Source organism: Bradyrhizobium genosp. SA-4 str. CB756 (assembly GCF_000473125.1).
Taxonomy (GTDB): domain Bacteria; phylum Pseudomonadota; class Alphaproteobacteria; order Rhizobiales; family Xanthobacteraceae; genus Bradyrhizobium; species Bradyrhizobium arachidis.
This window is the reverse complement of the sequence record NZ_KI421499.1, coordinates 7,249,714-7,265,707: the sequence shown is the minus strand read 5'-3', so window position 1 is coordinate 7,265,707 and position 15,994 is coordinate 7,249,714. Positions and strand designations below refer to the sequence as shown.

Below are 15,994 nucleotides of genomic sequence, written 5' to 3'. Positions count from 1 at the left end.
TCCGCAATGAAATAGGCCGAATTTCGACGGTCCTATGGGGACTTGACCGCAGTCGCGGCAGTCTCGCCCGCCGTCACGCTGGCCCGTGCGTTTTCCTGAACCATGAACTGCGCCCTGGCGAGCTCGGCGAAATGGCCGCCTTTGGCCACGAGTTCATCGAAAGTTCCGCTTTCGATCACGCGGCCATTCTCGAACACCAGGATCCGTGTTGCATTGCGGATGGTCGACAGACGATGGGCGATCACGAAGGTGGTGCGGCCCTTCATCACTTCGTCGAGAGCGGCATTCACCTTGGCCTCGGTGACGGCGTCGAGCGCGCTGGTCGCCTCGTCCAGGATCAGGATCGGCGGATCCTTCAGCAGCGCGCGGGCAATCGAGAGGCGCTGGCGCTCGCCGCCAGAGAGCATGCGGCCGCGCTCGCCGGCATTGGTCTCGAAGCCGCCGCTGCGCTCGATGAACTCGATCGCCTGTGCGCGCTCCGCGGCCTTGCGCATCTCGGCTTCGGTCGCATCCGGCTTGCCGACGCGAAGATTCTCCGCGATCGAGCGGTTGAACAGCAGCGCTTCCTGGAACACGACACCGATGTTCCGCCGCAGCGAGGTCAGCGTCACGCCGCGCACATCCATGCCGTCGATCCTGATGAAGCCGGATTGCGGGTCGAAGGCGCGATGCAAGAGCGCGATGGCGGTGGACTTGCCGGCACCGGTCGGGCCGACCAGCGCGATGGTCTGGCCGGGCAGCGCGGTGAAGGAGAGGTCCTCGATCGCAGGGCGTTTACCGTCATAGGAGAAGGTGACGTCGTTGAACTCGACGAGGCCGGAGAGCCGCCCCGCGTCGATCGCATCGGGGCGGTCGTGCACCGCGGGCACCGCATCGAGCACGCCGAAGAACTCGCGCAGGCGCGGCGCTTCCATAAAGACGCTGTTGATGAAGCTCACGACCTGCTCGAGCTTCTGGATCAGCAGCGTCGCAAAGCTCACGAACATCACGATCTCGCCGACCGAGGTCAGGCCCTGGTCGTGCAGCGCGATGCCGAGCGTGAAGATCGCGAGCACCGTGATGGTGGTGGAGGCTCGCGTGATGACGGTGACGAGCGCCCACCACGACAGCACCGGCATCTGCGCCGCCAGCAGCTCGTCGGCGACCGAGCGCAACCCCTTCACCTCGGATTCGACGCGGACGAAGCTCTGCACCAGCGCGACATTGCCGAGCGCGTCGGAGGCGCGCGCGGAGAGCTCGCTATAGTGCTCCTCGACCGCCATCTGCATGCCGAAGGTCTTGCGCACCACGAAGGTCGTCAGCGCGGTGAAGACGACGCAGAGCACGAACAGCAGGATCGCCAGCCGCCAGTTCAGATAGAGCGAGAGCGGCAGCAGCACGACGACCGACAGGATCGCAGCAAAATGCTCGCGGAAGAAGCCGAGCCAAAGCCGCCACAGCGCGTCGGTGCCGTTGAGCATCACCTTCATCAGCCGGCCCGAATGGGTGCCGGAGTGGAAGGTCAGCGGCAGTTGCAAAATGTGCTCGAAATAGCTGGTCAGCACCGCCTGGCGCTGGCGGTGGGAGAGCCGGTCGGCTTGCAATGCGACGAGCGCGTTGCAGGCGATGGTGAACAGCCCGAACGCCACCCAGGCACCCAGGAACGGCCAGGCCGAGTTGGAGCCGGCCACCGTCTTGCCGGAGAGCACGTCGACGATGCGGCCGAACAGCACCGGCTCGGCGAATTGCGAGGCCGCGAGCAGGAGATTGGCGACCGCCAGCAGCCAGCCGAGCCGCGCTTCCTTGCCGAGCAGTTCCAGAACACGGGTGTAGAGACGGAATATGGACATGCGGGCAAGCAACTCGGACGGCTGATGGAGCCGCATTTTAAGCAGGGATCGCCCGCGAGATACAGCGGAAGCTTGCGGTTTTGCTCAGTTGACGAGCCGGCTTGCGACCGGCGGAAGGAACCGGTCGTCGAAGATGTCGGCGGCCGCCGGGCGTTTGCGGAATTTGAAATCCTGCGCGATCTGGTCGATCGAGCGCTCCAGACGCGCCGGGTCGATGCCGCCGAGGCCGTTGCGCCTGACCTCGTCGGTCAGGATGTTGTCGGCGAGCACGGTGCGCAGGCGCTCGAGCTCGAGCTCGAGGTCGCGGTCGCCGTCGTCGATGCGGCTTGCGGCCTCATCCGCCGCACGCGCCGGCTCCTTGACGGTGGCGTGGATGCCCGCGATCAAGGCGCGAACGAATCCCTTCACCGCGTCGGGCTTCGCCGCGGCGAAAGCGGGATTGGCCACCACGGCAAAACCGTAGGCCTCGCAGCCATAGTCGGCAAAGCGCAGCACGACGAGATCGCTGCCGGGCACGCCGCGGTCGCGCAGATTCACCGCAGAGAGATGGCTGAAGCCGGCCACGGCATCGACCTGGCCTGCGGAGAGGATCGGCTCACGCACGGCAGCGCTGATCTTGTGGAATTTCACGTGCGAGGTGTTGATGCCGTTCCGCTGCGCCAGCGCGGGCCACAGCCGCATCGACAGATCGCTCTCGGCAACGCCGACGGTCTTGCTGTCGAGATCGGACAGCACATGGATGCCGCGACTCCGCCGCGCAACGATGGCGTAAGGCGCGCGGTTGAACAGCACGAACACCGCCTTGACCGGCGCCGCATCGTCCTTGTCGCGAAAGCGGATCAGCTCGTTGATGTCGACAAGCGCGAGCTCGCTGTCGCCCTTGGCGACGCGCGCGAGCGCCTCCGGCGATCCGGCGGCGCTGTTGAAGGAAACGTTGAGACGTTCGGCACTGAGGCCGCCGTCCTTTGCGGCCAGGAAGAACGGCGCCATGCTCGCATCGATCGGGCGATCGAACGTGAAGTGGATCGCAGTGGACGGTGCGGCGGTATCGGCCGCCGCGACCTCGCGTGCAGGCAGAGCGGCGAGCGAGATTGCGAGGGCGAGCACAAGGGCCGGCAGGCGGCAAAGGGCGATCGTCTTGAATCCAGACATCAGTGGCGCCGGTCCCGCATTGTTATGATTTCGTGACGCTTGCAGCGCCGGCTGGCGGGCAGTCTGTCAACGCCAACATGAACGGCGGATGAGCGGAGGTTGCGTCACGATTACGCAACCCCGTTCAGCTTGTGTTGGGGTTGGGGAACCCAACATGGATGCGGGTGTTTGAGAGACATGAGCCTGTCTCAAGGCACCATTGAAGGTCCCAAGGAGGGTCCAGGACATGTTTGACAGATTTTCCAAGTTTGGCGGCCGCAAGGCCGTCCTTGCCACGGCCGCAGTACTGGCGTTGACCGCTGCCGCCCCGACCGCCTCCTATGCAGGCGGCCGCCATTGGCATGGCGGCGGCGGCGCGGCCTTCGCCGGCGCGGCCATTGCAGGCGCCATCGGCACCGGCCTTGCGATCGCCGCGAGCCGTGACGCCTACGCCTATGACTACGGTCCAGGCTATGGCTATTACGGCGGTCCGGCCTATTACAGTGCCCCTGCCTATGGCCCCTATTACGGTCCGGGCCCCAACTACCAGTACCAGCGCTATGGCGGCTCGGCGCCGTCGGAGCTCTGCGGCCAGGGCTATGTCCAGAACTGCTACTGACCTTGGCTACCAAAGGTTGACCACAACCGGCCGTCGCGGCGCCGCGACGGCCGGTTTTTTGCTTTTGCTGCCGTACGTTAACGCGCTCGCCACCGGTTTAGAGTATTTTCGCGTACATGAGTGATTCGCTTGAGCGGCTATATCTGGCTGTGCTCGCGGCCAGGGACCTTGATCCGGCAACATCGCGCACCGCGCGGCTGTTTCAGCGCGGCCCCTCCAAAATGGCTAAGAAGCTGGCCGAAGAGGCTATCGAAGTCGTGATCGACGCGGTTAACGGCGATAGCGAAGCCGTGGTCCGCGAGAGCGCCGACCTGCTCTACAACCTGACCGTGCTCTGGGCCTCCGCCGGTGTGCGCCCCGATGACGTCTGGCGCGAGATGGCGCGGCGGGAAGACATGCTCGGCATCGCCGAGAAGCTGCCGAAGTCGCCGATGAAACTGCCCAAAGTCGCGTCACCGCGCATCTCGGCGCGGCGGCCAATTGTCGCCCTGGAAGGGCGGGCGGGGCGCAAGCGCCACTAGGGCGTCACAAATCGCTCAAAAACTCGCGATGGACAAATCCGTCCCATGGTGCTTCATCGCGGCGCCATGCTGAAACGTATCTACGACTGGTGCATCGACGCCGCCCACAAGCCCTACGCGCTCTGGATCATGGGAGCCGTGGCTTTCGCAGAAAGCTCGTTCTTTCCGGTTCCGCCGGACGTGATGCTGATCCCGATGTCGCTGGCGCGCCCGCAGCGCGCCTGGGTCTATGCCGCGGTCTGTACCGTCACCTCCGTGCTCGGCGGCCTGCTCGGCTACGCCATCGGCGCGCTGCTGTTCGACTCGGTCGGCCACTGGCTGATCCAGGTCTATGGCCTCGGCGACAAGGTCGAAGCCTTCCGCGCCTCCTATGCGGAATGGGGCGCCGTGATCATCCTGCTCAAGGGCCTGACGCCGATCCCCTACAAGCTCGTCACCATCACTTCGGGCTTTGCCGGCTATAGTCTCATTCTCTTCATCCTGTGCTCGATCGTCGCGCGCGGCGGCCGCTTCTTCATCGTGGCGATCCTGCTCAACCGCTACGGTGACTGGATCCGGCACAAGCTCGAGGAGCATCTCGGATTGTGGGTGGCGATCGGCGCCGCCGTGCTGGTGCTCGGCTTCGTGGTGGCGGTCAAATTGATCTGACCCGCAACGCTTTGCCGCTGCGCCGGCTTCGGCTACGGTTGCCCTCATGATGGTTCGATCCGGCAATCCGGCTGTGAGATTCGGGACGACGACTTCAGCAGTGCTGCTGATCCTGCTCGGCGGCAGCGAGACGGGATGGCCGCAATCCGCCCCTCCCTCGCTCGGTCTCCAGGAGCAGGGACCGCAGGCCGCGCCGCCGCCGTCGACGCCTACCCCGCCGACGCGCGAGGAAAATCCCGGCCTGATCAACGAAATGGGCAAGCTGTTCGACAAGCTGCCCTCGATCCTGCCGCCGATCAAAAGCCCGAGCGAGACCATGAGCGACCTGTCGCGGCTGGCAACGCCCTCGACCATGGTCTCCGGGCGCGTGGCGTGCCCGGTCTCGTCCAACGGCGCGCCCGACTGCAAGCTTGCCGCCGACCAGCTCTGCCGGACCAAGGGCTACAAGGAAGGCAAGAGCATCAACGCCGACTCCGCCGAAAAATGCTCGGCCAAGGTTCTGATTCCGGGCCGGCAACGCAAACCTGACGATTGCCGCACCGACACTTTCGTGACCAGCGCGCTATGCCAGAACTGATGCGGTGACGCGCGAGCAGCTAGGAGCGCCCATGAGCCGTATGGAGCAGGACTTCCTCGGACAGCGTGAGATCGCCGACGACATCTATTACGGCGTCCAGACCATCCGGGGTAAGGAGAATTTCCACATCACCGGCATTCCGATGAACCAGGAGCCTTATTTCGTGAAGGCGCTTGGTTTCGTGAAGAAGGCCGCCGCTATGGCCAACCGCGATCTCGGCGCGATCGACGCCAAGGTGGCCGACGCGATCATCCTGGCCTGCGACCGCGTCATCGCCGGCGACATGATGAACCAGTTCGTCACCGACTTCATCCAGGGCGGCGCCGGCACCTCGACCAACATGAACGCCAACGAGGTGATCGCGAACCTCGCGCTGGAGTCGCTCGGTTTCAACAAGGGCGACTATCAGCACGTCAGCCCCAACGATCATGTCAATTACGGCCAGTCCACCAACGACACCTATCCGACCGCGTTCCGGCTGGCGCTGATCCTGCGGCTCGAGAGCTACATGACGGCGCTACGCCAGCTCCAGGAGGCCTTCTTCGCCAAGGGCCGCGAATTCGACCGCGTGCTGAAGATGGGCCGCACGCATCTCCAGGACGCTGTGCCGATGTCGCTCGGGGCCGAATTCCGGGGATGGGGCACCACGATCGGCGAGGAGGTCGACCGCATCTCGGAAGCACGCGCGCTGCTGCGCGAGATCAATCTCGGCGCCACCGCGATCGGCACCTCCGTGACCGCGGCGGTCGGCTATCCCAAGCTCGCGGTCCGGCATCTGAGCGCGCTGACCGGCGTCGATTTCATCCTCGCCGGCGATCTCGTGGAAGCGACCTCCGACACCGGCGCCTATGTGCAGCTCTCCGGCGTGCTCAAGCGCACCGCGAGCAAGCTGACGAAGATCTGCAACGACATCCGCCTGCTCGCCTCGGGCCCGCGCGCCGGCTTCAACGAGATCAACCTGCCGCAGCTTCAGCCGGGCTCCTCGATCATGCCGGGCAAGGTCAATCCCGTGATCCCCGAGGTCGTCAACCAGACCAGCTTCCTCGTCATCGGCCTCGACACCACGGTGACGCTGGCGGCCTCCGCCGGCCAGCTCCAGCTCAACGTGATGGAGCCGGTGATCTCGTTCGCGCTGTTCTTCTCGATCCGCACCATGGAGCGTGCAGTGAACAGCCTGCGCGAGAACTGCGTCGTCGGCATCACCGCCAATGAAGACCACACCCGCAACATGGTGCTGAACTCGCTCGGCATCGTCACGGTGCTGAAGCCGCTGCTCGGCTACAAGCAATGCGCCGAGATCGCGCGCGAAGGCTACAAAAGCGGCAAGTCGCTGCACCAGATCGTGGTGACCGAACGCAAGCTGTTGACGCAGGAGAAGTGGGACGAGATGTTCTCGTTCGAGCGGCTGATCAATCCGGATTTGATCGGGTAGGCGCCGTCATTCCGGGGCGCGCGAGGCGCGAACCCGGAATGACGGCGGACGAATTCCGCGCGTTGGAATTGCGGTAACTGCATCCGCCGCGGCTGCAAAACGCAATACTTGACAGTGGAAAGATTGCCTTGTTGGTATGGCTCCCAGCTTCCATTTGACCGTCACAAGAGGACCGTTCCGCAATGTCCATGCCCGCCCTGTTCAAGGGGCGCCTGTCGATCCCCGTGATCGGCTCGCCGCTCTTCATCATCTCGGTGCCCGATCTCGTGATCGCGCAGTGCAAGGCGGGCGTGGTCGGCTCGTTCCCGGCGCTCAATGCGCGGCCGCCGGAGCTGCTCGACGAATGGCTGGCGCGGATCACCGAAGAGCTTGCGGCCTATGACCGTGCTCATCCCGACAAGCCGTCGGCGCCGTTCGCGGTCAACCAGATCGTGCACAAGTCGAACAACCGGCTCGACCACGACATGCAGCTCTGCGCCAAGTACAAGGTGCCGATGATCATCTCCTCGCTCGGCGCGCGCGAGGAGCTCAACCAGGCCGTCCACGGCTGGGGCGGCATCGTCTTCCACGACGTGATCAACCAGAAATTCGCCCACAAGGCGATCGAGAAGGGTGCCGACGGCCTGATCCTGGTCGCGGCCGGCGCCGGCGGCCATGCCGGCACCATCTCGCCGCTGGCTTTCGTCGCTGAGACGCGCAAATGGTTCGACGGCCCGATCGCGCTGTCGGGCGCGATCGGCAACGGCAAGGCGATCCGCGCTGCGCGCATCCTGGGGGCCGACTTCGCCTATATCGGCTCGGCCTTCATCGCCACCAAGGAAGCCAACGCGGTCGAGAAGTACAAGGAGATGATCGCAGGCTCGACTGCCGACGACATCGTCTATTCCAACCTCTTCACCGGCGTGCACGGCAACTATCTGAAGCCGTCGATCCTCGCGGCCGGCATGGATCCGGAAAACCTGCCGACCTCCGATCCCTCCAAGATGAATTTCGGCACCGACGCCTCCGGAGAGCGCGCCAAGCCAAAGGCCTGGAAGGAAATCTGGGGCTCGGGCCAGGGCATCGGCAGCATCGAGGGCGTCGTGCCCGCGGCCGAGCTGATCGCGCGCTTCAAGAAGGAATACGACGAGGCGATCGACCCGCCGTTGTGATGTAGGCCATCGCCCCACATCTCTCTCATCCGTCGTCCCGGACAAGCGTAGCTCTCGACAACGCGTAGCGTTGTCTAGAGCGGAGCGCCGATCCGGGACCCATAACCCCAGGGAGGAGTTTGGCGAAGGCTCGTGGTTACCGGTCTTGCGCTACAACTTCTCCCTGGGGTTATGGGTCCCCGCCTTCGCGGGGACGACACCGGTTGCTGCGCGCCGAGTTTGCTCCACGGAGACACGATGACCGCCATCTACCGCGTCGACGGCGACAACGTCGTCACCAGCCCGGACGCTGCCGGTCCCTGGGACCGGCGCATGCAGCACGGCTCGGCGCCGGCCTCGCTGGTGACGTGGGCGGCCGAACGCATCCCGGCGCCCGTGCCCATGAATATCGCGCGCGTCACCATCGATTTGATGCGTCCCGTGCCGGTGGCGCCGCTCACCATCGTAACCGAGGTTTTGCGCGAGGGCCGCAAGATCCAGCTCTGCGAAGTGAAGCTTCTGGCTGACGGCGTGCAGGTCGTGGGTGCCACCGTGCTCAAGATCAAGGCGAAGGCGCAGGCACTGCCGGATGACGTCAAGGAGCTGCCGGTCACGCTGCCCTCGCCGGAGGATTCGCTGGTCGAGGACGGTCACGCCGCCACCAGCCCGTTCGTGCGATCGGTCTCGATGCGCGCCGCGCGCGGCCGCTTCGGCCAGGCCGGCGCGGGCGCGATCTGGTTTCGCGTCGACTATCCTCTGATCGAGGGCGAAGCGATCTCGCAGGCCATGCGCGCCGTGGTCGCCGCCGACTTCTCCAACGGCACCGCCTCGACGCTCGACTTCCGCGCCTGGACCTACATCAATGCCGACCTGACGGTGAGCTTCGCGCGCCAGCCGGTCGGGGAGTGGATCCTGCTCGACGGCGAATCCTGGATCGGACCTGACGGTGCTGGGCTCGCGATGTCGCGGCTGGCGGATCGGCAGGGCTATTTCGGCCGCGCCGTGCAAAGCCTGGTGATCGAGAAGCGGTGAAATGACGGCAAGCGCGCCATGGTTGCACCTGGCGCCGATTGAACGGCAGACTTCCGCCGCCGCGGAAGGGATGCTCGGCATCCTGCCAGTTCATATTCCGTAGAAGATCTTGATCTCCCACAGCACCACGACGATAGCCGTGATCAACGTGATCGCGGCGACTGCACTTTCCAGGGAAGCGACTCTCATGCGTTACTCCGCTTCCCAGCCCCGTCAGCTGGTCTAGGTGATTCCCTGATTCGCGGGCAATCGGGTCGGCATTGCCGGCGCACACTCCGTTGCGCGCTGTGGTGTCGGAGCCACAATGACCACCGTAAAATCCCGGGGATTTACCCCACCATCCGGTCCCGCCCGCTCCAAAACCCCGCGCGCAGCACCTTCTTGTCGACCTTGCCGACGCCGGTCATCGGCAGCTGCTTGACGAACTGGATCTGTTTCGGCGCATGCGCGGAGCCTTTTCGCGCCCGCACCATGTTGATCAGCTCGTCCGGATCGGGCCTGACGCCCTCGCGCGGCACGATGATTGCGGTGACGGCCTCGCCCCATTTCTCGTCGGGGACGCCGACCACCGCGACCATCGCGACATCGGCGTGTTGGGAGAGCACGTCCTCGACCTCGCGCGGAAAGATGTTGAAGCCGCCGGTGACGATCATGTCCTTCTTGCGGTCGAGGATGAACATGTAGCCGCGCTCGTCCTTGCGCGCGATGTCGCCGGTGTGCACCCAGCCGTTCTTCAGCGTCTCGGCGGTGATGTCAGGGCGCTTCCAGTATTCCGCCATCACATGCGGCGCGCGCACGCAGATCTCGCCGGCCTCGCCCGTCTCCACCTCGTTGTCGTTGTCGTCGAGGATCCTGACCTCACAGGCTGAGATCGGGAAGCCGCAGGACGAAAACAGCTCCGGCGTCCTGGGATCGTGATCGGCCTTGCGCAGCACCGAGACCGGGTAGCATTCGGTCTGGCCGTAGAGCTGCGAGAACACCGGTCCGATGCGTTCGATGCTTTCGACCAGCCGGCTCGGCGACATCGCGGAGGCGCCGTAGAGCACGAGCTCGAGCGAGGAGAGGTCGGTCCTGCTCAGTGCGGGATGATCGAGCAGCACATAGATCATGGTCGGCACGAACAGGGTAAAATTGATGCGCTCGCGCGCGATCGTCGCCAGCACGGCTTCGGGATCGAAGCCCTTCAGCATGTGCACGGTGCCGCCGCGCATCAGCGTCGGCAGCACCTTCGTACCGGCGACGTGGCTGATCGGCGCGACGGTGAGATAGCGCGCGGCATCGGGGATCTCGAAGTCGGCGAGGATCGCGGCGGCAGCTCCGGCGTTCTCGCGATGGTAGCGCAGCGCGCCCTTGGATTTGCCCGTCGTGCCGCCGGTGTAGTTCAGAGTGGAGAGATCATCGAGACCTGCGAGGCACTGTGCGCTGACATGGCCAGCGCTCTCGATCGCCGCCAGCAGATCGACGCCGTATTCGGCCGGCCCCATGGTGAAGACGGCCTTGAGCCGGGCAGCTTGCGCGGCGAGCTCGCCGCCGCGATCGCGGAAGGCGGCGGCATCGACCACCAGGACTTCGGCTTCCGAATCCTCGAGCTGGAATAGCTGGTCGCTCTGCGATCCCAGCGGGTGCAACCATGTGATGCAGCACCGCGACAATTGCGCGGCGACACCGGCGCACCACGTATCGGCGCGGTTCGCGGTCAGGAAGGCAACGCGCGCACCTCGCTGCAAGCCGAGCCGCATGAACACGCCCTGGATGCGTCCGATCAGGTCGATGGTGCCTTGATAGCTCAGCGATCCGCCGGGCCAAGCGAATGCCGTGCGGCCAGGATAGCGCGCCAATGCCCGTAGCGTCTGCGCGCAAGTCGGGGACGATGCGTGGAGCTGATCGGACATATGTTTCCTCGTTGTCTTGTCATTGGCTTCTCGCGTGCCAATGTTTGCGCAACGCTAGCACAGAGAAGGCGGGATGGAACGGCAAAGCCCGTGCAAGGAGGCGTGAGTGACATCCGATCGACTGCGACTCTTTCGTGATCGCCTCGCGCTGCCCTTGATTGCAGCGCCGATGTTTCTGGTGTCGGGCGTCGAGCTCATGGTCGCGGCCTGTCGCAATGGCGTGATCGGCAGCTTTCCCACCGTGAATTGCCGCAGCACGGAACAACTCGATACGTGGTTCAGCGAGATCGAAGCGCGGCTGCTGCAGCACGAACGACAGGCCGGCCGCAAGGCAGCGCCGCTCTGCCCGAACCTGATCGTGCACCGCTCCAATGCGCGGCTGGAACAGGATCTCGCCGTGCTGCTGAAGCACAAGCCTGAAATCGTCATCACATCGGTCGGCTCGCCCGAGCCGGTGTTGAAGCCGCTGCACGATGCGGGCGCACTGGTACTGGCGGATGTTGCCTCGATCCGTCACGCCGAACGCGCAGCGGAAGCTGGTGCCGACGGTCTCGTGCTGCTCACCGCGGGCGCAGGGGGGCAGACTGGCTGGCTCAATCCGTTCGCCTTCGTCCGCGCGGTGCGCTCGTTCTACGATGGCATCATCGTGCTCGCGGGCGGCATCAGCGACGGCCAAGCGCTGCATGCGGCCGAAGTGCTCGGCTGCGATCTCGGCTACATGGGCACGAAGTTCATCGCGACGCGCGAGAGCATGGCGGACGACCGCCACAAGCAGATGCTGGTCGAGAGCAGCGCCGACGACATCCTGCTGACCACCGCGTTCACGGGCCTTCAGACCAGCATGCTGAAGCCGTCGATCGCCGCCGCCGGCCTTGACCCCAATGATCTACCGGCGCGCGGCGCGATCGACATCGGCAAGGACATCGACGTCGCAGCGCGTGAGAACCGGCCCAAACGCTGGCGCGATATCTGGAGCGGCGGGCATTCGACGTCGGGCGTGACCGACGTGCCGGCGGCCAGCGATCTCGTTGCGCGGACCATCGCGGAATACCGCGAAGCGGTTGGGCGGTAAGCTCTTCGCCTCTCCCCGCGCGCGGCGGGTGAGGGGGAGCCTCCGCGAGGGCAGCTGTTACCGCGATTGTGGAGACAGCCCCTCACCCCACCCTCTCCCCGTAAGAACGGGGAGAGGGAGAGGAGGCGCCAGCGCATCCGTCACAGTTAATCCCGCATATCTCCGGCCCGGCCCACTTAACGGCAGATTAACCAAGCCCCGCCAAGAATCCCCTCACGGCCGCCAATCAGGACCGAGAGGGACAGGCGATGGACTTCGATTTTCTCAACAGCAAGACAGCCGCGACGCTGGACGAGATCCGCATCCGCGTCGCCCACGCGCTGGCCCGCCACCCGCTGTGCCGAAACGTGCGGTTCGACATCGTCAGCGTTCCCCGCACCCGTCGCGGCGGCAACTGGACGGTGACGCTGCAATCGGTCGAACCGCGCGCGGTGTGGGAGGCCTCCGAGATCGTCGCCGACATCCAGGACGCCTACGACCTGTCGGCAGCTGCCTGATTTCCTTGGCCTTTTCGGGAAATGTCGTCGCAGGCATGCTGATTGTCGCAGCGACGGCACACTCGAGCCTTATTTCGCGCCCTTTTTCCGGGCATCCCTAACAAACTCGTGAAGCGATCGTTCCGGAGAGACGTTTGTCCAGAGCCATCACCATCGTCGTGCTGACCTGTTTCCTCGTCCTCGGCGCCGCCACCACCGCCATTCTCGGCCGCGACAGCGTGCCCAGCGTCAGTGCCGAGATGATCGCGCAGACGCCTCCGCCCAAGCCGCTCGCGACCAATCGCGCTGCCAAGGCCGACCGCCTGGTTCCGACGCTGGCACTGGCCTCGGCTGCAATCGACCCGGTTCAGGTGCCGGCCGACAAGCTTTCGCAGGCGCCCGTGCTGACCGAGCCGCTGCGCCAGGCCTTTGCCGCTGCCACGCCGTCGGATTTTCCGATGCCCAAGGCAAGCGCGCACCAGGCGCCCGCCGCCGCCGAGATTCCCGCCGTCGAGGTCCCGGCCAAGCCGAAGGTCGTCGCCAAGCCGCAGCCGCAGAAATCCTATTCGCTGCTGTCCGACGTTCAGATCTCGGGCATCAAGGATCGCCTGAAGCTGTCGTCGTCGCAGGAATATTACTGGCCCTCGGTCGAGACCGCACTGCGCAACGTCGCCCGCAAGATCCAGGCGAACAAGCTGTCAAATCCGAACGCACCGCCCAGCGCGCAGATCGATCCGAATTGCGACGAGGTCCAGCAGTTGAAGTCGGCCGCGATGCCGCTGCTGTTCCAGCTGCGTGACGACCAGAAGGAAGAAGTGCGCAAGCTCGCCCGCCTCATCGGGCTCGAGAAGGTCGCGCAGCAGATCTGAGGCGCGGTTCCCCGCCGATATCAGGAACATCCGGCAATCCTCATGCGTTGCCCGCTCGAAACAGGGAGTGGGCCAATGCGCGCCTCGACAGCTTATTTCGTCGGTGCCGGAACGATCGTTGCCGCCATCGCCATTGGCCTCGGCGGCGGCATCGTCGCCGGCAACATCATGAATCCGATCGCGCCGAAGCAGGGGGCGGACGCCAGCAAGATGGCGCAGCGCGCTGCAGCCGCCGCACCAGACAACACGCCCGCGACCACCAATGCACCGTCCGAGCGCGTTCAATACCTCACCGGCTCGCAAGCCTTCGGAGCGATGGTTGCCGCGCCCGCGCAGGCGCAGGACGAAGCCAAGTCTGCGACCAAGTCCGAGACGCAGACCACTCAGGCGAGCGCCGAACCGGCGGCTCCGCGGCCTTCGCAAGCCGCCGCAGTCGAGCCGCCCAAGGAGCAAGCCAAGCCGGCACCTGCATCATCTCCGCAGGGCGCAAAACCTGCCGAGCAGCAGGCGTCGACGGAGCCGTCCTCCTCACCTGACAATGCCTATGCCAAGGCCAAAGATTCCGACATGAAGCGCGCCGCCTCGGAGCGGCGCCGGGCGGAGCGCCGTGAGCGCTGGGCCGAGCGCCGTCACTCCGAATCCCGTGAACCGCGCGGCATGCGCGACCGCACCGATTGGGACGATGTCGCGCGCAACATCCGCGAAGACGCGCGCGATTATACGAACCGTCCGCGCAGTGGCGTCCCGCAGATCAGGCTGTTCGGGTCCGACGACGATGATTAGCGCCTGAGACGTCTGCCCCGCCGCCGCGCGCGTTAACCCAAGACCGCCAGCGCGGTGGGCGCTGCGACAGAGTGCCTCGATTCTTTCCAACTACCTTCGGTTGTTGTACGCTCCGGCCGTTTCAGGCTCGAGGCAATTTATTATGTTGGCGCGATTTCCCGTGGTCGTTGCCAGTGCGCCGGGGTAGCCAGATCGCGGGTCCGCCGCGCCCTATTTCGGCGACTGCGATAAAGGGACGTTGCCCTGCGTCCATTTCTCGACCTTGCCGAGAATGCCCCACAGCGTCATGGCGATGAAGATCGGCACACCGATCTGCGGCACCAGGGCCAAGCCCCCAGCCGCGGCCGGGAGGGCCGCACCGGCCGCCATGCCCGCACCGCCGAACAAGCTCGAGGAGCCGATGATCGGCGCCAGCCACGACGCGAGGGTGCCGAAGAGTCCGATCGCAGTCTTCTTGCCGTTGAGGAGCTCACCGATCGTCTGCCCCAGCGCGCCGTTGACCTGGCCAAGTTGCGGAATCTGCTTGGTGACCTGCGGCAGGACGAGCTTGAGGATCTCGTCGATGAGCTGCTTGGTCGGATCGGCAGGATCGAGAGCCGGCGCGGGCGCCGGGGGGACCACCGAGCCGGGCGCTGCGTTCTGGCCCTGTGCGACTTTGAGCAGCAGCTGGATAATCGCACTGATATCGTTGGCTGGAAGCGGCATCTTGATGGCTCCGTCCTTCACGAATTTCTGCAGCAAGGCGACAATTGGCAGCAGGGCCTGGGCATTCGGTTGCGGGCCCTGAGCGGCGCCCACGAATTCCCAATCGACCACGCCCTTGCCCGGGATGCTGATCGCGCGCGCGGCGCCCGGCGTGAGGTCGATGCCGGCGCCGTTGGTCCGCCGTCCCCTCATATCGGTCCCGGATTCGGCCTGCGGTCTTGCGCCTTTCTCCCAATAGGGGTCGTTGATGTTCCACGGCCCGACATCGACGATGTTGCAGACGACGGATTTTCCACTCGCCCTGTTGGTGACCCGCACCTGAGGCCGCGGTCCCGCGAAGCGGAATGGCAGCGCGACGCCGAGCTCCACATCGTCGATGCGGTGGCCGTCATAGGCGCTCTTCTCGTCCTGATCGGCGCTGCCACCGAACACGGTCGCGGTGATATTCGCGCAACGGCTGCCGCCAAGCGTCACGGTCTCGGGAATGATCTTGGCACGCCGCATCAGGTTGGCGTCGATCTGCCATGGCGACGTGTCGTCATAGAGCGTCGGCGTGTCCATGACGGAAACATGGACATGATGCGTGTGGGCGTTGGCGCCGTTGTAGGGACGCCATTGCCAGGGCGAAACGACGCTCGAGGCGATCCGGCGATTGGAGATGATGTACTTGATGCGCTTGTCCTGCGACTGGCGCAGCGCTTCGGCGATATCGCCTGCGTCGACGCCGTGGGCCGGATCATGGCTGATGTCCAACGCGGTCACCACGCCGTTAGCGTCAGGGTTGTGATCGGACTTGCGCGCCTGATGGGATGTGTCGCCGAGCATCCCGTCGCTCGATTTGTCGCGTCCGGGCGCCATATCGTTGACCTGCTTGAGCAGGACTTCAAGGCTCTTGGCGGGCCGCCAATTGATGCTCATTGGAGCGCTCCAAATTTCAAAGCACAAATGGTCCGCGATCGCGGCCTTCAACCAGGCCAGATCAGGTCGATAAAAATTCCCGATTGCCGCGAAAGGTGCGGGCCGGGCGACAATGCGTGCGTGTAACCCGTCTAAACTGGCGTGCAATCTTTCGTTGTGCAAGATGCGGGAACGCGAAATCTCGGGCGCTGAGGCGACCTGCGACAGTGCGGCGCGGAGGTGGGGCCGTCCGGGCGCCGTCCCAAAAATGGACACGTGCGGGAGCCGCCGGCGATCTTGCCGTGCGGCCCGCCTTCAAGGGCTGCATTGCAGCCCGCACAAGCCGGGCCAAGCCGGCGACAATCGGGCCCTGCGTCGAAG

At 65.1% G+C, this 15,994-nt stretch carries 15 protein-coding genes; 11 read left to right on the top strand and 4 right to left on the bottom strand.

What is annotated here, in order from left to right; all coding sequences use genetic code 11:
- Positions 1-32: 32 nt before the first annotated feature.
- Both BRAGE_RS0135140 and BRAGE_RS0135135 read right to left on the bottom strand, forming a co-directional pair.
- The gene (locus tag BRAGE_RS0135140) at positions 33-1,829 is read right to left on the bottom strand and encodes a glucan ABC transporter ATP-binding protein/ permease (protein ID WP_027561406.1); all 1,797 of its coding nucleotides are present in this window, start codon (positions 1,827-1,829) and stop codon (positions 33-35) included.
- Positions 1,830-1,913: 84 nt separating this feature from the next.
- The gene (locus tag BRAGE_RS0135135) at positions 1,914-2,981 is read right to left on the bottom strand and encodes an ABC transporter substrate-binding protein (protein ID WP_027561405.1); all 1,068 of its coding nucleotides are present in this window, start codon (positions 2,979-2,981) and stop codon (positions 1,914-1,916) included.
- A 226-nt stretch (positions 2,982-3,207) separates the two neighbouring features.
- On the opposite strand from BRAGE_RS0135135, the gene BRAGE_RS0135130 reads away from it, so the two are divergent.
- From BRAGE_RS0135130 to BRAGE_RS0135100, 7 genes are all read left to right on the top strand, one after another.
- Positions 3,208-3,579 (top strand): hypothetical protein, encoded by a 372-nt coding sequence (locus BRAGE_RS0135130; protein WP_027561404.1) that lies wholly within the window; start codon positions 3,208-3,210, stop codon positions 3,577-3,579.
- Between the two features lie 116 nt (positions 3,580-3,695).
- Positions 3,696-4,100 carry a phosphoribosyl-ATP diphosphatase gene (gene hisE, locus BRAGE_RS0135125; RefSeq protein WP_027561403.1) on the top strand — a complete coding sequence of 135 codons (405 nt, stop codon included), beginning with the start codon at positions 3,696-3,698 and terminating at the stop codon, positions 4,098-4,100.
- A gap of 45 nt (positions 4,101-4,145) precedes the next feature.
- The gene (locus tag BRAGE_RS0135120) at positions 4,146-4,748 is read left to right on the top strand and encodes a YqaA family protein (protein ID WP_084334586.1); all 603 of its coding nucleotides are present in this window, start codon (positions 4,146-4,148) and stop codon (positions 4,746-4,748) included.
- 46 nt (positions 4,749-4,794) lie between these two features.
- The gene (locus BRAGE_RS0135115; protein WP_027561401.1) at positions 4,795-5,325 is read left to right on the top strand and encodes a hypothetical protein; all 531 of its coding nucleotides are present in this window, start codon (positions 4,795-4,797) and stop codon (positions 5,323-5,325) included.
- Positions 5,326-5,356: 31 nt separating this feature from the next.
- Positions 5,357-6,757, top strand: coding sequence for an aspartate ammonia-lyase (locus BRAGE_RS0135110; protein WP_027561400.1), 1,401 nt, complete (start codon positions 5,357-5,359; stop codon positions 6,755-6,757).
- 182 nt (positions 6,758-6,939) lie between these two features.
- Complete coding sequence (locus BRAGE_RS0135105; RefSeq protein WP_027561399.1) at positions 6,940-7,908, top strand: NAD(P)H-dependent flavin oxidoreductase; 969 nt, start codon at positions 6,940-6,942, stop codon at positions 7,906-7,908.
- 237 nt (positions 7,909-8,145) lie between these two features.
- Entirely contained in the window at positions 8,146-8,919 is a 774-nt protein-coding gene (locus BRAGE_RS0135100) for a thioesterase family protein (RefSeq protein WP_027561398.1), read from the top strand.
- A gap of 329 nt (positions 8,920-9,248) precedes the next feature.
- On the opposite strand, the gene BRAGE_RS0135090 is transcribed toward BRAGE_RS0135100, so the two are convergent.
- Entirely contained in the window at positions 9,249-10,811 is a 1,563-nt protein-coding gene (locus tag BRAGE_RS0135090; RefSeq protein ID WP_027561397.1) for an AMP-binding protein, read from the bottom strand.
- Between the two features lie 106 nt (positions 10,812-10,917).
- On the opposite strand from BRAGE_RS0135090, the gene BRAGE_RS0135085 reads away from it, so the two are divergent.
- The 4 genes from BRAGE_RS0135085 to BRAGE_RS0135070 all read left to right on the top strand — a co-directional run bounded on the left by BRAGE_RS0135085 (position 10,918) and on the right by BRAGE_RS0135070 (position 14,011).
- Positions 10,918-11,883, top strand: coding sequence for an NAD(P)H-dependent flavin oxidoreductase (locus BRAGE_RS0135085; protein WP_027561396.1), 966 nt, complete (start codon positions 10,918-10,920; stop codon positions 11,881-11,883).
- 248 nt (positions 11,884-12,131) lie between these two features.
- On the top strand, positions 12,132-12,380 hold the full coding sequence (locus BRAGE_RS0135080; protein WP_027561395.1) for a hypothetical protein: 249 nt from the start codon (positions 12,132-12,134) through the stop codon (positions 12,378-12,380).
- 134 nt (positions 12,381-12,514) lie between these two features.
- Complete coding sequence (locus BRAGE_RS0135075; protein WP_027561394.1) at positions 12,515-13,228, top strand: hypothetical protein; 714 nt, start codon at positions 12,515-12,517, stop codon at positions 13,226-13,228.
- Between the two features lie 75 nt (positions 13,229-13,303).
- Positions 13,304-14,011, top strand: coding sequence for a hypothetical protein (locus BRAGE_RS0135070; RefSeq protein ID WP_027561393.1), 708 nt, complete (start codon positions 13,304-13,306; stop codon positions 14,009-14,011).
- A gap of 210 nt (positions 14,012-14,221) precedes the next feature.
- On the opposite strand, the gene BRAGE_RS56535 is transcribed toward BRAGE_RS0135070, so the two are convergent.
- Entirely contained in the window at positions 14,222-15,634 is a 1,413-nt protein-coding gene (locus BRAGE_RS56535) for a hypothetical protein (RefSeq protein WP_063617198.1), read from the bottom strand.
- Positions 15,635-15,994 lie beyond the last annotated feature (360 nt).